Annotated in this window: 14 protein-coding genes and 1 pseudogene; 1 reads left to right on the top strand and 14 read right to left on the bottom strand. The window is 40.8% G+C overall.

Going from position 1 to position 24,225, the window contains the following annotated elements:
• Positions 1–28: 28 nt before the first annotated feature.
• The 9 genes from guaA to ACZ47Z_RS01600 all read right to left on the bottom strand — a co-directional run bounded on the left by guaA (position 29) and on the right by ACZ47Z_RS01600 (position 16,370).
• Complete coding sequence (gene guaA, locus ACZ47Z_RS01640) at positions 29–1,576, bottom strand: glutamine-hydrolyzing GMP synthase (RefSeq protein WP_055146606.1); 1,548 nt, start codon at positions 1,574–1,576, stop codon at positions 29–31.
• A 335-nt stretch (positions 1,577–1,911) separates the two neighbouring features.
• A complete protein-coding gene (locus ACZ47Z_RS01635) occupies positions 1,912–2,139 on the bottom strand; it encodes an HPr family phosphocarrier protein (RefSeq protein ID WP_015530108.1) in 228 nt (75 codons plus the stop codon).
• Positions 2,140–2,313: 174 nt separating this feature from the next.
• A complete protein-coding gene (locus ACZ47Z_RS01630; protein WP_464525810.1) occupies positions 2,314–3,843 on the bottom strand; it encodes a response regulator in 1,530 nt (509 codons plus the stop codon).
• A 65-nt stretch (positions 3,844–3,908) separates the two neighbouring features.
• A complete protein-coding gene (gene spoIIID, locus ACZ47Z_RS01625) occupies positions 3,909–4,172 on the bottom strand; it encodes a sporulation transcriptional regulator SpoIIID (protein ID WP_015530105.1) in 264 nt (87 codons plus the stop codon).
• Between the two features lie 105 nt (positions 4,173–4,277).
• Complete coding sequence (gene glgB, locus ACZ47Z_RS01620; RefSeq protein ID WP_464525809.1) at positions 4,278–6,203, bottom strand: 1,4-alpha-glucan branching protein GlgB; 1,926 nt, start codon at positions 6,201–6,203, stop codon at positions 4,278–4,280.
• A gap of 240 nt (positions 6,204–6,443) precedes the next feature.
• Positions 6,444–9,620, bottom strand: a complete 3,177-nt coding sequence (locus ACZ47Z_RS01615) for a hypothetical protein (RefSeq protein WP_464525808.1) — start codon at positions 9,618–9,620, stop codon at positions 6,444–6,446.
• Between the two features lie 793 nt (positions 9,621–10,413).
• Complete coding sequence (metG, locus tag ACZ47Z_RS01610; protein WP_117499502.1) at positions 10,414–12,315, bottom strand: methionine--tRNA ligase; 1,902 nt, start codon at positions 12,313–12,315, stop codon at positions 10,414–10,416.
• A 571-nt stretch (positions 12,316–12,886) separates the two neighbouring features.
• The gene (locus ACZ47Z_RS01605) at positions 12,887–15,610 is read right to left on the bottom strand and encodes a histidine kinase dimerization/phospho-acceptor domain-containing protein (protein ID WP_464525807.1); all 2,724 of its coding nucleotides are present in this window, start codon (positions 15,608–15,610) and stop codon (positions 12,887–12,889) included.
• 64 nt (positions 15,611–15,674) lie between these two features.
• Positions 15,675–16,370, bottom strand: a complete 696-nt coding sequence (locus ACZ47Z_RS01600) for a response regulator transcription factor (protein ID WP_015530100.1) — start codon at positions 16,368–16,370, stop codon at positions 15,675–15,677.
• 319 nt (positions 16,371–16,689) lie between these two features.
• Between ACZ47Z_RS01600 and ACZ47Z_RS01595 the strand changes: the two genes are divergently transcribed.
• Positions 16,690–17,580 (top strand): undecaprenyl-diphosphate phosphatase, encoded by an 891-nt coding sequence (locus ACZ47Z_RS01595; RefSeq protein WP_054751995.1) that lies wholly within the window; start codon positions 16,690–16,692, stop codon positions 17,578–17,580.
• Between the two features lie 92 nt (positions 17,581–17,672).
• On the opposite strand, the gene xylB is transcribed toward ACZ47Z_RS01595, so the two are convergent.
• The 5 genes and pseudogenes from xylB to ACZ47Z_RS01570 all read right to left on the bottom strand — a co-directional run bounded on the left by xylB (position 17,673) and on the right by ACZ47Z_RS01570 (position 24,209).
• The gene (gene xylB, locus ACZ47Z_RS01590) at positions 17,673–19,145 is read right to left on the bottom strand and encodes a xylulokinase (RefSeq protein WP_464525806.1); all 1,473 of its coding nucleotides are present in this window, start codon (positions 19,143–19,145) and stop codon (positions 17,673–17,675) included.
• Positions 19,146–19,232: 87 nt separating this feature from the next.
• Positions 19,233–20,717, bottom strand: a complete 1,485-nt coding sequence (locus tag ACZ47Z_RS01585) for an L-fucose/L-arabinose isomerase family protein (protein ID WP_054751990.1) — start codon at positions 20,715–20,717, stop codon at positions 19,233–19,235.
• Positions 20,718–20,878: 161 nt separating this feature from the next.
• Positions 20,879–20,980: pseudogene (locus ACZ47Z_RS01580) on the bottom strand (DUF4867 family protein); the annotation flags it as partial.
• Positions 20,981–21,142: 162 nt separating this feature from the next.
• Complete coding sequence (locus ACZ47Z_RS01575) at positions 21,143–23,215, bottom strand: efflux RND transporter permease subunit (protein ID WP_464526039.1); 2,073 nt, start codon at positions 23,213–23,215, stop codon at positions 21,143–21,145.
• A 175-nt stretch (positions 23,216–23,390) separates the two neighbouring features.
• Positions 23,391–24,209 carry an AraC family transcriptional regulator gene (locus tag ACZ47Z_RS01570; RefSeq protein ID WP_054751988.1) on the bottom strand — a complete coding sequence of 273 codons (819 nt, stop codon included), beginning with the start codon at positions 24,207–24,209 and terminating at the stop codon, positions 23,391–23,393.
• Between the last annotated feature and the right edge of the window lie 16 nt (positions 24,210–24,225).

Raw genomic sequence — 24,225 nt, 5'->3', positions numbered from 1 at the left:
GGTTACGGGCTTTGTAGCCCAGCGTCAACTATTCAAACTCAATCGTTCCCGGTGGCTTACTCGTCAGATCATAGAATATTCTATTCACCCCACGAACTTCATTTATAACTCTGCTCATTACTTTATTCAGAACTTCATACGGAATCTCCGCCGCCTCTGCAGTCATGAAATCAATCGTATTAACGGCTCTAAGAGCTACAGCATAATCATAAGTTCTCTCATCACCCATAACACCAACGCTTCTCATATTCGTAAGTGCTGCAAAATACTGACCAATTGTCTTATCAAGTCCGGCATTTTCAATCTCTTCACGATAAATAGCATCTGCATCCTGAACGATACGAACTTTCTCAGCTGTTACTTCGCCGATGATACGTACTCCAAGTCCCGGTCCTGGGAATGGCTGACGGAATACGAGTCTTTCAGGAAGTCCAAGCTCAAGTCCTGCTTTACGAACTTCATCTTTGAAAAGATCACGAAGCGGCTCAATGATTTCTTTGAAATCTACAAAATCCGGAAGTCCTCCTACATTGTGGTGAGATTTGATCACAGCGGATTCTCCGCCAAGACCACTTTCTACCACATCCGGATAAATTGTTCCCTGTGCAAGGAATTCAACGGTACCGATCTTCTTTGCTTCTTCTTCGAAGATACGGATGAATTCTTCACCGATAATCTTACGTTTTGCTTCTGGCTCTGTAACGCCTGCAAGTTTGTTATAATATCTTTCCTGCGCATTTACGCGGATAAAGTTCAGATCAAACTGTCCTTCTGGTCCGAAGATTGCCTCAACTTCATCTCCTTCATTTTTGCGAAGAAGTCCGTGATCTACGAATACACAAGTAAGCTGTTTTCCAATGGCTTTGGAAAGAAGTCCTGCTGCCACTGAAGAGTCAACCCCACCTGACAATGCGAGCAATACTCTTCCGTTTCCAACCTTCTCGCGGATCTCTGCAATTGTATTCTCAACAAAAGCATCCATCTTCCAGTCACCCGCACATTCACATACATTTTTTACAAAGTTGTTGATCATCTTTGTTCCTTCTACTGTATGAAGTACTTCTGGATGGAACTGGATTGCATACAGTTTCTCAGCTGCGTTCTCAGCTGCTGCAACCGGACAGTCAGCAGTGTGTGCTGTAATTTCAAATCCCGGAGCAATCTTTGAAATATAATCAAAATGGCTCATCCAACATGTTGTTGTCTCTGAAACACCCTCAAATACTTTGGAGTCTTTTTTATCAATAATAACTTCTGTCTTACCATATTCTCTTACATCTGCACGCTCAACTTTTCCACCAAGTACATGAGACATCAGCTGTGCGCCATAGCAAAGTCCGAGAACCGGAATTCCAAGCTTGAACAGTTCTTCTGAATAAGTCGGTGAATCCGGCTCATAACAGCTGTTCGGTCCGCCTGTGAGAATGATTCCTTTTGGATTCATCTCTTTGATTTTTTCAATATCCGTCTTATATGAATAAATTTCACAATATACATTACACTCCCTGACACGTCTTGCGACCAGCTGGTTATACTGTCCACCAAAGTCAAGGACAATCACTAATTCTTTCTTCAAATCTTTCCTCCTGTAAAATCCAATCAAAACTATTTACTTTATTTATATATCTTTTTCTGTTTTTCATTATAGTAGAGGAAGCATTGATTTACAAGTATTTGTTTATGTAAAATAAAATCTTATCCACAATTTCTATTACTATACACGGTAATTATTCCCCTTCTGATCTATCCAGAACAAAGAATGTGCCTCGGCACCCTCTTACGCCTGCGGTGGTCGCTTGCGACACCTACATCGTACACCGCAGTGCGCATTCTATGTATCCACTGTTATGGGTATAATATATCAAAAAAGATGCCGAACAAATGCCCGACATCCCATTTTTATGTTCCATTTTATGCTGCAAATCTTTCTAGCTGTCTTTCAAGTTCTGTGCAATCGTCTGCATACATCTGCAGTTCAATCACGTTATTCAATCCCAGATTCATGATTCCAAGTAATGACTTCGCATCTACTACTGCCCGTCCTCTTCTCATGTCCATGTTAAAGTCAAATTTACATACTGTTTTCAAGAAATCAATGATCTCATCCGGGTGTTTGAAAGTAATGTTCATTGTGCTCATTCTTTTCACCTCTTTCTGCCTTAACGGCTATGAAATCCTTTTCACTTTTCACATATATCATAGCACATTTTCTATATTTAAAAGGGTGAAATTTTTTATAAAAGTGTATTTTTTTAATTAAATATGCCTCTTATTCTCTACTTTTTTCTATAAGCAACATGAAATTACTCCTGATTATGAAATCCCATTGGAGTTACGTCTGTATTCCGTCGGTAAAATTCCTTCCTCCTCTTTAAACACCTTACTCATATATTTGGGATCAGAGTAACCGACAAGCCCCGCAATCTGATTCATCTTATATTTTGTTGTCCTGAGAAGCTCCTTTATTTTTTCTATCCTGTATTTCCTCACAGTTTCTGTAAAATTATATCCTGTCTCCTTCTTAAACTGAGAACTCAGGTATTCTTCCGATACATAAAGTTGGCTCGCTGCTTCTTCCAATGTAATACCACTGTCATATTCTTTTCTTATAATTTTCATTGCTTTTTGGATAAGCGTACTGTACTGCTCAAATTTATGCTCATATGATATCATCCGTTCCAAGCCTTGAATCGCTTTCTCTATCTGTTTCCAGCTGATGGCATAGGTAATCTGCTGCATAAGACTCAGGATTTTTGTTTCGTCAATCTCCCCGCCATAATTTCTATAATTCAATCCAGCTGCCATGCAAAAACGAATGATACTGTATTTTATTTCTTTTGGAAAATATTTTTCTCTTTTCATTTCCTCACAAACAAGTTGAAATTGTCTGGCAATTCCTTTCTTGTTTTCATCGAAAATCATTTCTCGCATTCGTTGTTCTAATTCTACCGGATAACGCACCGGAACAGCTTCAAATTTCTCAACTGTCTGCTGACAGATTAAAACTCCTCGCGGCTGAAGAAGATTCCATTCCATGAGACTTCCTGCCTGAATCATTGCATCTACCAGCTTTGTCAGCTGTTTTGTCTCTATCCATACACAAATAATTGTCCCCGGAAAATTCCTACATAACCCAGTAACCACATTTTTTTTAAAATATTCTTTCCAGTTCCTTGCTTCACGTACCCGGTAAATGATCAGATACACCTGTTTCCATCGATCCAAACATATAACAGATGCCGAAAATCCACACTCACGTCTACAGATTTCTTCGAGAAATCCACGTATATTTTCCTTCTGCTCCTCGTATTCGTCTGCCATTGAAACCGTAAATAAATATCCCGGATCATCCACTGTAAAACCATATTTTCGGATAGTCATTTCATTTAACTTCTGATTCGATATAATTTCTCCATATCTACAGCTTAACAAAACATTTTCAACAGTAAAAGAAGCCTGCATCCAATATTCATTCCTGATTTTTTCATGAATACGGCTTAATGCCTTCTTAAGCTCCATCGGCCGGAACGGCTGTACTAAATATCCGTCCACACCCAGATCGATTGCCTGCTTTGCCTGTTGAAAATCTTCATCCTTTGTTATAATAATCACACGGAACTCACGTCCTTCCGTGCGTAATTTTCTCAAAAGATTTAACCCATTCATCCGCGGAAGCCCAATGTCCATGATAACAAGATTTGGCTGCATAACTGTTATCATTTCATATGCAGACTGTCCATTCCCTGCAATCCCCGCCAACTCGTAATTCGGATCTACGCGTTTTAAACCTTTTTTCAGTTCTTCTAATACTTTTTCATCCCTTTCAACAATTGCCACCCGCATTTGAACAGTCTCCTCTCAATGTCCGTGTTTCTGATTGAATATCCTCTTTTATTGTAACATTAACTTCAATAATTGGAAGCATGCAAGTGTAAATATTTTTCTCTGGTAGCGAGCCCTCCCCGGATGTGACGTTCTGATTTGTTAGTGTCTAAAACCTTACGCGTTTCATGAGCCAATGATGGATTGATCTGAAGCAGACGTTCTGTAACATCCTTATGCACCGTACTCTTACTAATCCGAAACTGTTTTGCTGTCTGTCTCACTGTCGCATTATTTTCTATAATATAATTTGCAATTTCCACTGCACGCTCCTCAATATATTCTCTCATAGAAAAGCCCCTGCATAGTTTGTTTTTTACAATCTATGCAGGGGCAAATTAATGTATGTCTAATTCCTGTTCCATCTATTCGTGGAAAACATTATACTATACAACTTAATACTCAAATACTGCCACACCATATCCCGGAAGAGGATATGCAAAGGAATATTTCTGACCATCACATTCCTGCTTCTCTGGTTTGTAAACCAATGGGCGTTCCTCTCCCGATCCGCCGTATTTTGTCTCATCACTGTTAAGAACAAGCTTAAACTGCTTTCTTCTCGGAACACCAACACGGTAATCCGGTCTGTCTACCGGTGTAAAGTTGCATACAAAAAGCAGATTCTTCTTCCCATCCTTTGAATGTCTTGTGAAACTGAAAATACTCCGGAAGATATCATCCTTATTGATCCAGTCAAATCCCTTCGGATCATTATCCAACTCATACAATGCCTTATTCTTCTTATAAAGATGAAGCAGATCTTTATACCAGTTCTGAATCTGCTGATGCGGTTCTTCTGCAAGAAGGAACCAATCCAGTTCTCTCTCTTCACTCCACTCACGAAGCTGTGCGAACTCCTGTCCCATAAAGAGAAGCTTCTTTCCAGGATGTCCCATCATAAATGCATATGCCACCTTCAAGTTGCGGAACTTATCCAATCCTTCTCCCGGCATCTTATTCAACATGGAGCATTTCAGATGAACAACCTCATCATGAGAAAGTACAAGAATATAGTTCTCTGAATATGCATATTCCATAGAAAATGTCATCATATGATGTGCATTTTTTCTGAAATAAGGATCCAGTTTCATATATTCTGTAAAGTCATGCATCCATCCCATATTCCACTTCAAAGTAAATCCAAGTCCATCATCCTCAGGAGATCCTGTCACCTTCGGCCATGCTGTGGACTCTTCTGCAATCATCATAACGCCTTTATTTCTTCCGCAAACTACAGAGTTCAGATGTTTAAAGAATGCAATTGCCTCAAGATTCTCATTTCCGCCAAATTTATTCGGAATCCACTGTCCATCTTCTCTTCCGTAGTCCAGATACAGCATAGATGCCACTGCATCTACACGAAGTCCGTCTACATGATAATGTTCAACCCAGAACAATGCATTCGCCAGAAGGAAGTTGGAAACTTCCGGTTTTTCATAATTGAAAACCTTCGTTCCCCAATCAGGATGCTCACCTTTTCTCGGATCTGGATATTCGAATGTCGGTGTTCCATCAAAATCTGCCAGACCATGTGCATCTTTCGGGAAATGCGCCGGTACCCAATCAAGAATAACACCGATATTATTCTTATGAAGATAATTCACCATGTATGCAAAATCTTCCGGTGTTCCATAGCGTGCAGTTGGTGCATAATATCCAGTCACCTGATATCCCCAGGAACCATCAAACGGATGCTCTGCGATTCCCATCAACTCAACATGAGTATATCCCATCTCTTTTACATACTTTGTAATTGCTTCTGCAAACTCACGATATGTATAGAATCCTTCATCTTCCCTTCCAGGATGTCTCATCCAGGAACCCATATGCACTTCATAAATAGACACTGGTTCTTCTTTGTTATCCCACTTCTCACGAGCTGTCATCCACTTACTGTCTGACCAGTTCAGATTAGAAATGTCTGTAATTCTGGATGCTGTTCCCGGTCGGAGCTCTGCATAATTAGCAAATGGATCTGCTTTATAGATCTTCTCACCCGCCTGTGTCTCTATACAGAACTTATACAAATCCCCTTTCTTCGCCTCCGGAACGAAGCATGTGTATATTCCGAGAGGCTCTCCTCTCTTCATCTTATCTTTCGTCTCATCCCAGTCATTAAACTCTCCGATTACAGAAACGTTTACTGCATGAGGAGCCCATACCGCAAAATATACTCCTCTTTTTCCGTTCTTTGTCACCTCATGGGCACCCATCTTTTTATAAATCTCATAATGATTTCCCTGCCCAAAAAGATAATGGTCAAGTTCTCCGATCTCATAAGGCTGCACTTTCGTCTTCGTGCTGTTTTTCTTAACCATAAAGCCACCTCACTGCTCAAATATATTCCTGATTGTAATGATTTAAAAACCATACAATTTCTTATAGATCAAGGCACATTACCGAATCTTTCAATTGGTAACAAAGTTTCATTCTCCCCTTGAACACTATAGTTTTATTATACTTGATACTGTATAAAAAAGAAAGAGAAAATGTATTATTGCACAAAAATAGACAGTCGTTTTACTGACTGTCTATTAATTCTTAACAAATATATGTCATTAAATGTTGAAATCTTTCTCTGAAAGCAGAATTCTGTCGGAAGAATCTGTATTCTTTCCAAATACTCTCTTCACAAGCTTCTTTGCGGAAGCTTTCTGTGAATGAGCGATCGCATCATCCATCACTTCTTTCACTTCTGCTACTGTTACTGCATGATCTTCTCTCTGTAAAGAATCAATCTTACTGTACAGTGCAAGGATTCCCATCTCATCGATTCTGTAACCATTCTCCTGAGCATAAGTCTGGCCAAATGTTACAAGCTCATCATTAATAAAGATCGGCACTTCAAGTCTGGAAGTAAATTTTCTTCTGAATTCTCTGTTGGAAGAAAGAAGTCTGTCCAGTGGTTTTCTCTGCTCTTCAAGAACTACCAAAAGTTCTCCTGTATCCTGCTCCATTGCTTTATTCAGCTTGGCGAGTGTTTTTTCGTTCATCTGTCCGGCTTTTTCAATGATCAGTGCACCGCCGTACAGTTTACGGAAAATGTCTCCGATTCTCTTCTTATTCAGTGACTCTCCTGTTACAATCGCAACCTTGCCCTGACGGATGTCACGCTGCTTCTGAATTGCCTTTACAACATCAACAGCAAGGACTGTCTTTCCATTTCCTTTATTTCCAATAATCAGAAGGTTTCCTGTTCTGGAAGTTCCTTTGCGGTTTGTACAGTTCTTATCCTGCTCAAGTACATCTACCAGCTGCTCACTCATACCACGTACAGGTACAAAATAAGAGAAGAGTTTCTTCTGTTCCTCTGTAAGTCCTGCTCTTGTACCAATTCCGCTCTGTGTTTCAAGATCATAACGACCATGCACGATAAATCCTGTATCAGACATTGCATCTGCAATCTCATCTAACGGTAATGGTGATGTCTTACCTGTTGCGATCAATTTTGCAGTCTCTTTACGGCTCAATGGTGTTGTCGCAGACATGATATCAATTCCATCATCTTCATCCGGAATCTCTCTGTCATCCGGTTCCTCACTATGCGCTGGATTCACGCTGAATTCATCTTCAAAATTTGGCACTTCTTCATAAGAATTCAGACCAAGAAGATCATCATCTGAAATCTTATCTTCTGCTGTGAAAAGATCTCTTGGATTAATTACTTCATCATCCTCATCGTCTTCTTCATAACCATAGGCATCCAGATCATCATATCCTTCTTCCTCACCGAACAGATCATCATCAGCGTCTTCATAATCATCCAACAAATCGTCATCAGACTCTTCATAATCATCTAAAATATCGTCTTCGTCAAACTCTTCTGCATCATCCCAGTCATACGCATCATAATCTTCGTACTCATCCTCACCGAGTCTGAGATCATCCGCAAGCTCTCCCATATTTTCATGTGGTTCTTCTTCTACCTCAAGAACTTCTTCTGAACTTACTGTTGCATCTACTTCTTCCTCTTCCGGAATAACACCTTCAATCTCATCAATCAGTTTCTGTATCTCTGGTGATAAAATTGGTTCTTCATTATTTTTATTGTCCATAGTCTCTCTTACTGCTGCTCCTTCTGAATCATCTTCATCATTGACAACTTCAGTTTCTGAGATCAGTTCCTCCACCTCAGACAAATCTTCTGATTCATCTGTCAGATCTTCTGACTCAGCTGCATCTATTTCAAGAATTTCTTCCTCTTCCGGTTCTGCTTCCCCTGCTTCAAGGATTTCTTCCTCCTCCGGTTCTGCTTCCCCTGCTTCAAGGATTTCTTCCTCTTCCGGTTCTGCTTCTTCTGCTTCAAGGATTTCTTCCTCCTCCGGTTCTGCTTCTCCTGCTTCAAGGATTTCTTCCTCTTCCGGTTCTGCCTCTTCTACTTCAAGAACTTCTTCCGGTTCTGCTTCTCCTGCTTCTATAGTAACTGCATCTTCTGGGACATCTTCTGAAGTCTTCTCCACTGCCTGTTCTATAAGTTCTTCTTCTGTCTCCGGTTCCGGTATCAGTTCTTTCATCCCTGATGGAACTACTCGTTCTTTATTGGCTTCCTCAGCTTTCTTCTCTTCTGTCAGTTGATTCACGATCTCAAGATCTTCTACATCCTCAATTGCTGCAATATCCTCTTCCAGATCTGTCATATCCGGTTCGACTTCTTCTCCCGGTTCTGCCTGAACTTCCGGTTTCGGATTGAGTAATTGCTGCAGAGCTTCATCTAACCGCATCGTATCTCCAAGTTTCTTCTTGACTGGTTTTACCGGATTCTTACCGACAATCGGTATGGAAGCAGTATCTTTGCTAAGTGTTCTCTTATCTCCACTTGTCTCTACCGTTGCCGGCTGAACTTCTGACTCATCCTCGGAAGCTTCTATAACTTCTGCTGTTTCTACTCCTGCTTCTTCCGGATTTTCTACTTCGGTATCCGGCTCTTCTGTCGCTTCCAAAGTAACCGCATCCGTGTCAATCACATCGGAAGTACTGTCGTTCTCCATCACCGGCTGTTCTGTCAGCCCGATTGATCTTGTATCTCCAAGTGCTTCAGCTCCTTCTGACGCAGAATCTTTTTCCTCGTCTTCTCCTAAATAGGAAGCCAGATCCGGTATTTCTTCTGTCTCTGAAGAAAGCTTCTCATATCTGTGATCATATTTCTGCTGCTGCGATGGTGACAATGGCTTATACTGCATCTTCAGTTCCATTGCCTTATAAACATACTTACCCTCGCTGAACCAGAGGATCAGATCATCACACTCTTCCAGACATTCTGTCATCATACCTGCTTCGCGATAAAGCTTCGCCAGTTCATAAGCCCACTCTTCAATATATTCTGCCTTCTTAAATTCCTCCAGAGCCTCAATCTGCTGTTCGATCGGCGCTCTCTGCGCTCTTAAGATCTGATATCTAAGGATATGCCTGTTCGGATCTTTCGGTGCAATCTGGATAAATTCGTCATAATAGTCGATTGCTTCATCTATATTCTTTGTCTTAATTGCAAGAGAACATAACTTATAGATCACCTTGCGGCTTCCTTCAGAACGGCGATATGCAAGATTCATCACATCATAGCTCTTCTGATACTCTTTTGTTTTTTCATAAATATCACTGACATTCATCAGCATCCCTGCGTTACGGACACGCTTCCAGTCAATCAGATCTGCTGCTGCCGCTGCTTTTCTGTATTCTCCATCTTCCATAAGTTCCAGCATCTCTTCTGTCTTTAACTTATATTCATACTTATCCACTGTACTCACCTCATTGTCATTGAAATATTAGTTTTGGTCTGAATGTGTCCATTAGGCACTAGCCGATACTCTTTCATTATTCTACCATATGAGGTCTGTAATGTCAAAAAAATGCACCTTCAATTCCTTTTGAAAGTGCATTTTTAGTGTTATTTAATTGTATTATTATTATAATTTTATATTTTGTATCGGAGATTATTCGCGATTCTACGTTCCTGTGAGACCTTTGTCGTCTGTTATTTTATCACTTGAATGATTTTCATATCCATTCAATACTTTATGTATTAAATCTTCTGTCAAGTCATTCCTGCTTTTATAACAAATCTAAGATTATAACATATCCTTTCAATGTTTCTTTACACATTTTTCATTCTATGTTATATGCGGTATTTTTATTCAATACATCTATGAGTGATTCATCTTTTTCTCTTTGCTTCCAGTTTCCGTACTCTCCGATCTTTGATCTTCTTTTCTTTCTACTGGACTTTTACGCTTGGCAAAGGTCTCTTTCTTCACAGGAACCTTCACTCATCATACCACTGACATATTGATAAAAATCTGAAACTATACTGTCCATGGGACTGACCTCCTGTTGAACTTGTATTTTTAATCTAATCAGGCATCTGTTACTTTTGCCTTCTTAGTTAAATATCTTTGGGAGATTTCTTTCTCTCTTTGATGGTTATATAATAACATTCGGCGTCTAATTTGTCAATATATTCATTTGATTTTTTTATATTTTTTATTTATTATCTGTTTTGGCTATAATTGTCTGAATTTTCAAACATTTCAATTAACAGATTTCTGCTCCAGCCGGCATTTCTTTTTCCGGTGTCATCAGTGCAAGGTTACCTTCTGCATCTTCTGCACAAAGCAACATTCCCTCTGAAAGTACGCCTGCCAGCTTCGCAGGTTTCAGGTTTACAAGAACCATAACTTTCTTACCAACCATTTCTTCCGGTGTGTAATGTGCTTTGATTCCGGATACGATCTGTTTTACCTGGCTTCCAACTTTTACCTGAGAGCAGAGAAGCTTTTTGGATTTCTTTACAGCCTCACATGCAATGATCTCTCCAACCTGGAACTGCATTGCTCCGAACTGCTCAAATGTGATCTCATCTTTCGGCTCAATGTCGATAACAGCTTCTTCCTCTTTCTTTTCTTCTACCTTCGGATGAAGTTCTTCAACTTTCTTCATAACCTCTTCGAGATCCATTCGCTGGAACAGGATCTCCGGTTTCTCTGTTACATGTCCGTTACCAAGCTGCTCAAGGATCTTCTTACTTGTAGAAGGCATAAAAGATTCAAGAAGTCTTGCACCTTCAGAAATGCTCTGGATCAGATTCCAAAGTACTGTAGAAAGGCGATCCTTCTTGGATTCATCTTTTCCGAGTACCCAAGGAGTTGTCTCATCAATGTATTTATTGCAGCGTTTGAACAGATTGAAGATTTCTGTAATCGCATCGGCAACGCGGAGGTCTGCCATCTTAGCATCAACTGCTTTAGAAGCATTCTCTACAACTGCTTTCAGTTCTGCATCTACATCTTCTACAACCCCCTTATCTTCTACTGTTCCGCCGAAGTATTTGTTTGTCATAGAAACAGTTCTGTTTACAAGGTTTCCAAGTGTATTTGCAAGATCAGAGTTCAGACGCTCTACCATCAGCTCCCAGGAAATAACACCGTCATTCTCGAATGGCATCTCATGAAGTACGAAGTAGCGAACTGCATCTACACCAAAGAAATCAACAAGTTCATCTGCATAGAGAACATTTCCTTTAGACTTACTCATCTTACCGTCTCCCTGAAGCAGCCACGGATGTCCAAACACCTGTTTCGGAAGTGGAAGATCAAGTGCCATAAGGAAGATTGGCCAGTAAATTGTATGGAAACGGATGATATCTTTTCCGATCAGATGAAGGTCTGCCGGCCACAGTTTGTTGAACTGCTCTGTGCTGTTTCCGTCTGCGTCATATCCGATTCCTGTGATATAGTTTGTAAGAGCATCAAGCCATACATATACAACGTGCTTTGGATCGAAATCTACCGGAATTCCCCACTTGAAGGATGTTCTGGATACACACAGATCCTGAAGTCCCGGAAGGAGGAAGTTGTTCATCATCTCGTTCTTACGTGCTACAGGCTGAATAAATTCCGGATGTGTATTGATATGCTCGATCAGACGATCTGCATATTTGCTCATTTTGAAGAAATATGCCTCTTCCTTTGCCGGCTGAACCGGGCGTCCACAGTCAGGACATTTTCCATCTACAAGCTGAGACTCTGTGAAGAAAGACTCGCATGGTGTACAGTACATTCCTTCATAATGTCCCTTGTAAATATCTCCCTTGTCGTAAAGTTTCTTGAAAATCTTCTTAACCTGTTTCTCATGATCTTCATCTGTTGTACGGATGAATTTGTCATAAGATGTATCCATCAGATCCCAGATTCTTTTGATTTCTGTTGATACATTATCTACGAATTCCTTTGGTGTGATTCCAGCCTCCTCGGCTTTGAGCTCGATCTTCTGTCCGTGCTCATCTGTTCCTGTCTGGAAGAATACATCATATCCCTGGCTTCTCTTGTAACGTGCAATTGCATCTGCAAGCACGATCTCGTATGTGTTTCCGATATGCGGTTTACCTGATGTATAGGCAATCGCTGTTGTTATATAATATTTTGGTTTTTCTGACATTTTTCTGCCTCCTTTTCCCACAATGTGGGATTTTTTCTCAACTTTCAGTGATTACTAATACGATTTTTTCTGGATTTTCCGTAACATCCCTAGCGGAGCGTTTTTAATATATTAGGAAAGAACCTAATATATTAAAAAACGCCCTCCCAGAGACTTGCATCCCTGAGAAGACGAATCCTACTTTCGTGTTACCACTTCTCTTCGTTCCTTCCTCGCGGAAAGAAACCTCTATGAGTATCTGCACTTTCGTTAGTAAAAACTGCTTTGAATACTACGGCATTTCTCACTGTTGATACTCTTCGCTATAAAGGGCGAATCCCTTCACAGACTAACCCGGATTTTTTTATTCAAGATTGCTGCTTAAACAACTCACTTGATCACTCTGTTCAGGCTCATCTGCGCTGCTCAGAAGCCATCTTCATCTGTCTTCCATCCATCCCTCTCAGCATCCGGCCTGACAGCCTTCAGGACTTTTCTGTAGAATCTGTTACAGACTACTCTCTTCCTCATCGCGTTTCGCTTATCACTGCTTTTCATTCCTTAAAAAGGTTAGCATAACGCGAATAGAATGTCAAGATACACCGCTTGATGATTTCTCTGCTAATTCCTCTGTTACTCCGGCAGCATTTCCTTTTACTTTCACTCTTGGAAATGTAATATCTACCCGGAACAAATCTCCGTCCAGATACAAGTCAAATGTGCCGCCCTGCATTGTTGTAAGGCTCTTCGCTATAGAAAGTCCTAATCCACTTCCCTCCGTACTTCTGGAAATATCTCCGCGGATAAAACGTTCTGTCAGTTCGTCAGCCTGAATATTCAACTGATGCTCGGAAACATTTTTCAATGAAAATCTTACCTTTGTATCATCTGTTTTCAGAGTCGCGTAAACTCTGGTTCCAGGCATTGCGTACTTGGCTGCATTTCCGTAAATATTTTCCAGAACACGCCACATTCTTCTTCCATCGACATGCACAACAGCCGGTTCTGCCGGAAGATCTGTGACGATTGCCAGATTTCTCGCCTCGAATTTTTCTTCGAGTTCACCCTGCGTCTGCTGGATCATTTCTGACAGATCAAGATCCATATATTCCAGGGAAATATTCCCGCTGCTGACTTTCGATGCTTCTACTACATCTTCTGTCAATGTCTTCAGTCTCTGTGCTTTCGCTTCCAGAATATTCAGATAATCCTGAACTTTCGGATCCGCCGGATCTGTTTGTCTTAAGATGCCGACATAATTCAAAATAGAAGTCAGTGGTGTCTTAATATCATGAGAAACATTTGTGATCAAATCTGTCTTAAGACGTTCGTTTTTCATTGCCTCGGCAACTGCTTTGTTAAGTCCGGTTCCGATCCCGTTGATCAGCAATGCAAATTTCTTGTTCTCCCCATGCAGTCCGTCGATTGGAATCTGATAACTCATATTTCCGGCAGCGATCTCCTGAATTCCTTTTCTCAATCGATTCTTCTCCATCACATTTGCAACCATGTAATAGAATAGCACTGCATCAGCAATCAGCAGCAGAATCACCAGGAAGAAATTTCCACCCCAGAGCACGAAAAGCTGAAACAGGAAATAAAGAATCAAAAGTCCTGCTGTTTTCTTTGTAAGCTTCATGTCTCGTAATATTTTCCCGATAAATATACCGAAGCTTCGAAGCAGACTGTTCTCCCACAGACTCTTTGCCTTAATTCTTCTTACCAGACTAAGATAGCCGGCAAAAAAGCAGGTAAATGTAAATGCTCCATATGCAAACGCACCCACTGATTCTCCGAGACTTAAAGTCTGCATATATACATTCGGAACATAGGATGATGGAACAAATGTATCACTTTCCACAGCACCGTACGAACCACATAACCCTGTAATCCCATCAAATAAGATATGAATTCCATCTATTCCTGCCACAAAAAAGAAATAACTTCCAATCACCCAAACAAAAATAACAACTGCAGCAGCAATCTCTGTCTTCCAGGAATCGAACTTTAACAAATGCAGTTCTTCATCCTGCGGTTTTCTCCCTGCCCCCAATGTCAACCATACTACTGTGACCAAAAAGAATACTCCGCTGAAAATCATAAAATGCAATGCTGCTTTCATCTGTGGAATATTATTCTGATAATCAATACTGCTCTGATAGAACTGATCCTGAATCGGATATTTTGTGTCAACCGCAACTGCAAAAACATCTTTCCACTTTGTTCCGCCGGAATAGTAACCATAAGAACGTGTATTGAGCCATTGATCCGAATAAGAAACATTCATATTCGTCTTAAAATCTTTCAATTCAGGATAGATTACCATATATTTCACAGGGTTCTTTGACGCTGATTCTATCATGTCTTCTATGCTTTTCTTTACATCTGCATAATTTGCATATTCTGCTTTATTTGTAGTAACCTTCTTTGTCGATTCATCTGCATACAGATAGGTAAAATTGGTATTCCCTTCTTCCAGATAATTCCAACCGCCTTCATAATCCTGCCAGTCTTCATAGATTGTCTGCAATGCTGTGGCAATATTATCATAAACCAATGTCAGTCTTCCATTTAACTGCGGATTATTATTTACAACCTGGAGTAGATTATCCGCTCCGACCGGTGCATATTTTTCAATCATTGACTGACCAAAGTTCCAGCAGTCTGTATAAAGCAGCTCACCGTTTTCATCTGTAATCTGAAATGTATAATAACCGGAAGTCGTAAATTCGCCCGCCTGCAATCCTGCCAGAAACTGATCTCTGTCCTGCTCGCCCATCTGAAACTGAAGTTTTCCTGCATTTACAAGAGAAAAGAAATCATTCATATAATAGTAATAATAATTTCCGTCCGGTTTCTGACAGACGATCACGCCATTCTGTTTGTAAAGATTGTCGTTATCTGTCCCACTGTAAGTCTCGCCCCAGTTCACCAGTTCTTCCATGGTATACGTGACACCTGACAAATTTGTTTCTGAAATCTTGCCCTTCTTTGACAGTTCCATTACATCCACCAATTTTTTGGGATTGTAGGCGCCGTCACTTTCAAAAAGATTCTGCAGATAAAGCTTCTCCTGTACATCGTACATGTAACTTTCGACCATCTTGCTGAATTCTTCGGATTCTTCAAAAGACTGTGTATTCATCTTTTGAATCTGTGACAAACTCATTCCACCCGCCAGTGTCAGGAGAGAAAGCAAATTTGTCACAAGCAATGCTCCGCTAAGAATCGCCACAACAAGAACAATTGTCCTTGTCACGGTCTTCCTGTACCATTTCTTCATTGTTAACCCTTTCTTATATGCCTTCTTATGCATTTTTCTATGTTCTCTTATATGCTTTTTCTATCCATTTTTACATGTGCTTTTGTTACTGTTCGCACTATGCTTTTTCGATTTTATATCCGACACCCCAGACTACTTTCAGGTAACGTGGATCTTTCGGATTGATCTCTATTTTTTCTCTGATATGACGAATGTGAACTGCAACTGTGTTATCCGCACCAATTGCCTCTTCATTCCAGATGGATTCATAAATCTGATTGATTGAAAATACTTTTCCCTGATTCTTCATCAGAAGCAAAAGGATATTGTATTCAATCGGTGTCAGTTTCACAAATTCTCCGTCTACTGTTACCTGCTTGAGATCATCATTGATCTGAAGGCCACCTACCTTATAAATCGTCTCTTTTGGCTCCTGTGCTGTTCCGCCAAGCTCGTTAAATCGTCTCAGCTGTGATTTCACTCGTGCCACAAGTTCCAGCGGATTGAACGGCTTTGTTACATAATCATCCGCACCGATATTGAGTCCAAGAATCTTATCGGTATCTTCTGACTTCGCAGACAAGATAATGATTGGCAGACTGTTCTTCTCGCGGATCTTCAATGTTGCACGGATTCCGTCAAGTCTCGGCATCATGACATCGATGATCAGAAGATTCACTTCCTCTTTCTCCAAAATCTCCAGTGCTTCGATTCCGTCATATGCTTTTAAAATCTGATATCCCTCCTGAGAAAGATAAATTTCGATTGCTTCTACGATTTCTCTATCGTCATCACATACTAATATTTTATACATTTTACATACCCCTCGATAATTGCTGACACCGATAACAGCGCAGCAACATAATTATCACATGATCAAGTTCTAATTATAGTATACATGATACTTGATGGTTTTTAAGAGATAGATTGGAAAAATATTAGGAATTTCTTAAATCGACGATTTAACAATTTAAATACTTTCTATTTCTTGCACATCTTTTGCCAACGTTTTATAATAAGAAACCGTGAGCCACTTTAGAACATAAGTGTAGCTGCACAAAAATGATTGCATTTAGTGCTAGAATCTCTTAGTATAGCTGCAATCCATCAATAAAAAGGAGTATAAATTAAGAATGATTGAATTTTTAAAATCCTTCCTCTTTGGAATTGTGGAAGGAATCACAGAATGGCTGCCGATCAGCAGCACGGGACATCTGATTCTTTTGAATCAGTTTGTGAAATTAGATGTTTCTGAAGAATTCTACAGCATGTTTGAAGTTGTGATCCAGTTAGGTGCGATTCTTGCCGTTGTCATCTTATTCTGGAACCAGATCTTCCCGTTTGGTGCGCCGGAAGGAAGTCACACGGTCAGACGCCGTCAGGCAAAACATGCACATAGAAAAAAGAAATCCGGAAATGGAATTTTAAGTTATGTGAAGATGGATATCATTATCCTCTGGCTGAAAGTCCTTGTTGCATGTATCCCTGCGATTGTGATCGGAATGCCGTTCAATGATCTGTTTGAGAAATGGTTTTACAATTACCCTTGCGTTGCGATTGCTCTGATTGTCTTCGGTATCGCCTTTATCATTGTTGAGAATAATCACAAGGGCAAACCTGCGAAGATCAACAGTATGGATGAACTTACTTATAAGACTGCATTTTTGATTGGACTTTTCCAGCTGATCGCTGCAATCTTCCCTGGAACATCCAGATCCGGTGCAACAATTGTCGGTGCTTTGATCCTTGGAGTATCCAGAACCGTTGCTGCTGAATTCACTTTCGTACTTGCGATTCCGGTTATGTTCGGTGCAAGTCTTCTGAAGCTTGTGAAGTTTGGCCTGAACTTTACCGGAACAGAAACAATAATTCTTCTGATTGGTATGGTAACAGCATTTGTTTCTTCTATTATCGTTATTCAATTCCTGATGGGATATATTAAGAAACATGATTTCAAAGTATTTGGATATTACAGAATCGTGCTTGGTATTCTTGTGATACTGTATGCGTTGTTTTTAGCGTAAGATTTCCTAATATCAAAAACTCCCAATAGAATTTCAGCTCAGATGCTTTCTGAAGCATGATTTTCTATTGGGAGTTTTTTATTGGAGTTCAATTATGCTTGTTTCCCCTGATAAATTCCTTTCAATGCCGGATACAATTTCTTAAATTCCTGATATCTTTCCTCGTACTTCTGCACCAGTTCCGAATCCGGTTCTTCTGTTCCTGTTACTTTCACAAGTTTCTTCGCAGCCTCTTCCACCGAATCAAATACGCCGCATCCAACTGCTGCCAGGATTGCCGCTCCATATCCCGGACCTTCCTCGCTTTCGATCAAATCTACTTTCATATTCATCACATTTGCAATGATCTTTCTCCACAGCGGACTCTTTGCTCCACCGCCGCAGATCTTTGTTCTCTCTGGATTCACACCAATACTTCTTGCAACTTCCAGGGAATCACGCAGTCCGAATGCAACACCTTCCAGCACAGCCTGTGTCATATCCTCTCTTGTGCTGTCCATAGACATTCCGATAAATGCTGCTCTTGCGGAAGGGTCATTATGAGGAGAACGCTCTCCCATCAGATATGGAAGATAGAACACATGGTTCTCGCCGAGCCTTGTGATTCCTGCCTGTTCTGCCGGATAATCTTTGGTCTTAAGGATTTCATCCATCCACCATTTATTACAGGAAGCAGCACTGAGCATGCATCCCATCAGATGATAATTGCCGTCTGCATGGTCAAAGGAATGCAGTGCATTGTTCTTATCTACTCCGAATTTCTTACTGGAAATAAAGAGTGTTCCTGATGTTCCGAGAGAAATATTGCAGCCGCCGTCTCCGACCGTTGCCGTTCCAACTGCTGCCGCCGCATTGTCCCCGGCTCCTGCAATTACTTTTACATCCTCTGATACGCCAAGTTCTGCTGCGATCTCTGCTTTCAAAGTTCCAACTACTTCCCAGCTTTCATACAGCTTTGGAAGCTGTGCCTCTGTAATACCACAGATCTCAAGCATTTCCGCAGACCAGCACTTATGCTCCACATCCAAAAGCAGCATTCCGGAAGCATCTGAATACTCTGTGCAAAAAGACCCTGACAGACGGTATGCAAGGTAATCCTTTGGAAGCATAATCTTCGCAATCTTTGCAAAATTCTCCGGTTCATTTTCCTTCATCCAGAGAATCTTCGGTGCTGTAAATCCGGCAAATGCAATATTTGCTGTATACTCTGAAAGCTTCTCTTTTCCAATCACCTGATTCAGGTAATCGGTCTGTTTTGCAGTACGTCCGTCGTTCCACAGAATTGCCGGGCGAATCACCTTGTCTTCCTTATCAAGAGCAACAAGACCGTGCATCTGACCTCCAAAACTGATTCCCTTTACTTGATCCTTATCAAAGCCTTCAAGAAGCTCTTTCAGCCCTTCCATACTCTGTGCAAACCAGTCTTCCGGTTTCTGCTCTGACCATCCCGGATGTGGGAAATATAACGGATATTCTTTTGATACGATATTCTTGATCTTTCCATTCTCATCCATCAGAAGAAGTTTTACTGCGGATGTTCCAAGATCTACTCCTACAAATAACATGTCGTTCCTCCTGTATAAAAACAGAGAGCCTTGCCGTTTCCGGCACGGCTCTCTGCCCGTTTTCTATGCTTATAACTTTCTATGTAATTAACCCCACGGATTCTCTGTTGGATATCTTACACCCTTCGGCTGGTTGTATCCGATCTCTTCAACCGGCACACCAATGTATTTAAATACTTCGAACAATGCTTTTCCAAAGTGTCCGAAAGCAACTGCTCCGTGATGTGGATAATTCTTTTCGATCAGTACGTGACGGTAGAATCTTCCCATCTCCGGAATTGCGAACACTCCGATAGATCCGAAGGATTTTGTAGCAACCGGAAGTACTTCTCCCTGTGCAACATAAGCACGAAGTACATTGTCAGATGTACTCTGCAGTCTGTAGAATGTGATATCTCCAGGTTTGATATCTCCCTCAAGTGTTCCCTGTGTAACCTCGATTGGAAGAGATCTTGCCATGATCATCTGATATTTCATTTCGCAGAAAGCAAGTTTACCGGAAGCTGTATTTCCACAATGGAATCCCATAAATGTATCTTTCTGTGTATATGGGAATTTTCCTTCGATACTCTCTTTGTACATATCTGCCGGTACTGTATTGTTGATATCAAGAAGTGTTACTGCATCCTGGCTGACAGCAGTTCCGATGAACTCGCTGAGTGCTCCGTAAATATCAACCTCACAGGATACCGGGATTCCCTGAGCTGTCAGACGGCTGTTTACATAACATGGAACAAATCCGAACTGTGTCTGGAATGCCGGCCAGCATTTTCCTGCGATTGCAACGTATTTTCTATATCCTCTGTGCTCCTCGATCCAGTCTTTTAAAGTAATCTCATACTGAGCCAGTTTCGGAAGGATCTCCGGTTTCTTATTTCCTGCTCCGAGCTCTTCTTTCATCTCTTTTACAACGGCCGGAATTCTCTCATCACCTTCATGTTTGTTATAAGCCTCGAAAAGGTCAAGTTCAGAATTTTCCTCAATCTCAACTCCGATATTGTAAAGCTGCTGGATCGGTGCATTACATGCAAGGAAATTCAGCGGACGTGGTCCAAAGCTGATAATCTTTAAGTCACTTAATCCGACAACTGCTCTCGCGATTGGTTCGAACTCATGGATCATGTCAGCACATTCCTCTGCTGTTCCTACCGGATACTCCGGAATGTAAGCTTTTACTCCTCTGAGTTTCAGATTGTAGCTTGCGTTAAGCATTCCGCAATAAGCATCTCCACGTCCCTGTGTCAGATTATCCTGTGTCTCCTCTGCAGCTGCGACAAACATCTTCGGTCCGTCAAAATGTTTTGCAAGCAGTGTCTCAGAAATCTCCGGTCCGAAGTTTCCAAGATAAACAACCAGTGCGTTACATCCTGCTTTCTTTACATCTTCCAGAGCCTGTACCATGTGGATCTCACTCTCTACAATACAGATCGGACATTCATAAACAGTTCCTTCACCGTATTTCTTTGTGTAGGCATCGATCAATGCTTTTCTTCTGTTCACGGAAAGACTCTCCGGGAAACAATCTCTGCTCACTGCTACAACACCGATTTTTAATTCTGGCATATTACTCATAATAAAATCCTCGCTTTCTTTATACTTGTTATTATTTCTATCTTTCTTATGTTACGTTATCCACACTTTTCCTGTAATTTCATTTGGTTTTCCACACATCATGCAGAAACCTTGTGAATAACACGATCCTGATTCGGGGAAACCCCGGCATCCATTTTCAATCAGACTTCGACGTTCTCACCTTTTAATCCACAGAACGCACCTTCAATCTGTGCATCCTCATACGCGATCAGCCATTTATTCATCGCTGCAAGAAGTCTGTTTCCTGTTTCGTTTGTTTCTATGGTCATTTTACCAACTTAAAAAGGCATTATCGACCAAATAATTAACCAAATAATGCCCATTTCTTATCTTTTCTTTTTAAAAGTGAAATATGCCTTAGCATCCTAATTCGGCATACCTCTCTCATTCTATTCCACGCCCCATTATTCCTTCGGTGGCAGGAATCCCTTACTTGTCTTCACGATCACTTTATCAAATACCATGAACATGGACGGCAGTACGAAGATTACGACTACCATACTGATCAGTGCTCCTCTCGCCATCAGGATACACAGGGAACTGATCATATCAATGTTGGAGTAAAGTCCTACACCGATCGTTGCTGCGAAGAAGCTCAACGCACTTACCATGATAGACTGTGCGGATACGCGGTGCGCAGTTGTGATAGAATCGTATTTATTTGCGCCATGGTTACGCTCTCTCTTATAACGAGTTGTCATAAGAATTGCATAGTCTACGGTAGATCCAAGCTGAATGGTTCCGATTACGATGGATGCCACGAATGGCAACTTAGTTCCCATGTAGTATGGAATACCCATATTGACGAAAATCGCGAACTCAATAACGCCTACCAGGATGATCGGCAGTGAGATTGACTTGAACAGAAGCATGATGATTACGAAAATAATTCCGATTGATACTGCACTTACTGTCTTGAAATCTTTATCTGTAATGTCGATCAGATCTGCTGTCAGAGGACCTTCTCCGATCAGCATTCCACCTTCATCATATTTATGAAGAATCGTATTCAACTCTTTGATCTGGTCATTCAATTCATCTGTAGCTACCTTATATTCTGAGTTCGCCAGTACAAGCTGGTACTTATCATTCTTTAATGATCTTGTCACTGAATCCGGGATCATGCTTGCCGGTACGGATGGCCCAATCAGGGAGTCAAGTCCAAGTGCCCATTTGATTCCGTCCACCTTATCCATCTCATTCAGCATCTTGCCTACGTCCGCTGAATCTGTAGAGCTGTCTACAAGAATCATGTGCGTCGTATTCATGTCGTAATCTTCCTTCAATTTCTCATTTGCAATGATGCTCGGAAGATCTTTTGGAAGTGTCTCATCCAGGTTGTAATAAACGCCTGTATGGTTATTTCCGTAAATAGCCGGGAATAGCAGAACTACGAACAGTGCCACATAGATGAGATATCTCTTAGTAACCTTATCTGAAATCTTTCCGATATCCGGAAGGAATGGTTTATGTTTTGTCTTCTCAATAATCTTGTCACAGCACAGGATCATAGATGGAAGAATTGTTACGCAGGCAAGTACGCCAAGGATAACACCCTTAACCATGACAATTCCGATATCCATACCAAGTGTAAATGACATAAAGCACAGTGCGATAAATCCGGCGATTGTTGTAACGGAGCTTCCGATTACAGAGGAAAATGTCTGTGAGATCGCATGTGCCATTGCACGATGTTTATCTCCATTGTAACGGATCTGCTGTTCTTCATAACTGTGCATCAGGAAAATGGAGTAATCCAATGTTACCCCCAGCTGCAGAACTGCTGCCAGTGCCTTTGTAATATAGGAGATCTCTCCCATAAAGTAGTTACTTCCCAGGTTATAGACAATTGCAATTCCAATACTGAGCATGAAGAGGATCGGTACAAAGAACGATTCCATTGTAAGACCAAGTACGATCATCGCCAGCACAACCGCGATCAATACATACAACGGTGTCTCTTTCTCCGCCAGCTCCTTCGTATCTGTAACAACAGCTGACATACCACTTAAAAAGCACTGCTCGCCCGCCAGAGAACGGATCTCGGAGATTGCTTCCATTGTTCCGTCTGAAGAGGTTCCTTCATCAAAGAAGATTGCCATCATCGTTCCGGTCTCGGAATTAAATGCATCATAGACTTTTGTCGGCAGCATACTCTTCGGCATACTGATATCTGCGATAGAATCATACCAGATAACCTCTTTTACATGATCTACCTTCTCAATCTTCTCTTTTAGCTTCGATACATCCTTGTCTTCCATTCCATCGACTATAAACATCGAGAATGCACCTGTACCGAAATCATTTACCAAAATATCCTGGCCTTTCATCGTCTCAATGTTATCCGGCAGGTAAGTCAATACATCATAATTAATTCTCGTATGCAGATACCCCAATGCAGACGGAATCAACAATAAAATACTGAGGATCAGAATCGGCACTCTGAATTTTACTATCTTTTTTCCAAACTTTACCATCATATCCCTTTCGCTCCCTTCCTTATATCTCGTTTATGACCATTGGTCATTTTAATCTCTTATTGAACTATACAATAAAAATGACTAACAGTCAATATATTTTGTACTGTTAGTCATTTTTTTCTTTTTATTTATATTCCATTTTCGTAACTGTTCAGAGCCAGCCTCCAAAATGCTACGCATTTTCTCTATATTCACTTGGAAGAATTCCGTATTTTTTCCGAAATGCTCTTGCCAGCGCCTTGCTTCCGGAGAAGCCGCTGCGAAGTGCTGTCTCAGTGATATTATATTTTCCGCCCTTCAGGTCTTTCATTGCATATTCCAGACGGATATTCTGCAGATAGCTCTTATATGTGATTCCTGCATACTTCTGAAACATCCTCGACAAGTACGTTGGTGAGTAGCCAAAAATTCTTGCCACTTCTTCCAGACTGAGCTCCTGTGCATAATTCTCTTTCATATAAGATGTGATTGCTGAAAGCTTGTTCAGATTCTTATTCTTCCTTACAAAAGCATCCTCAACTTCCGTCAGACGGTATTCTTTCACAAGGAGATATAAAAGATGATAAAAAATACTGTTCATCTTCATGTCATATCCACACTGCTTTTCGCAATACGTCTTATACAGTTCTTCCAACAATTCCATAAAACGCGCGTCCTTACGTCCCGGTTCATGCGTAAACCAGATAAATTGCTCTCCTGTATAATATTTTTCAAAAACTTTCAACGGAATCTGAAGAACGATCGTCTCGTTTGGCAACGGAGAATCTACTTCATGAACCTCATTCGAATTCACAATCATAAATTCTCCCGCTGTCAGATGCCAGGTCTTCTCATCGATCTTAAATTCCAGTTCTCCGTCGCACACTGCAAAAATCTCAATCGATCTGTGCCAATGTTTTTCTCTATGGTAATGTCCTTCTCTGCCTTCAAATAAGAATAGTTTAAAAGGAAATCCAACTTCCGGAACGATCAATTCATGCGCAAACTGCATCTCTTTTATTCACCAC

The organism is Mediterraneibacter faecis (assembly GCF_055383675.1).
This window is presented reverse-complemented; position numbering and strand designations above follow the sequence as displayed.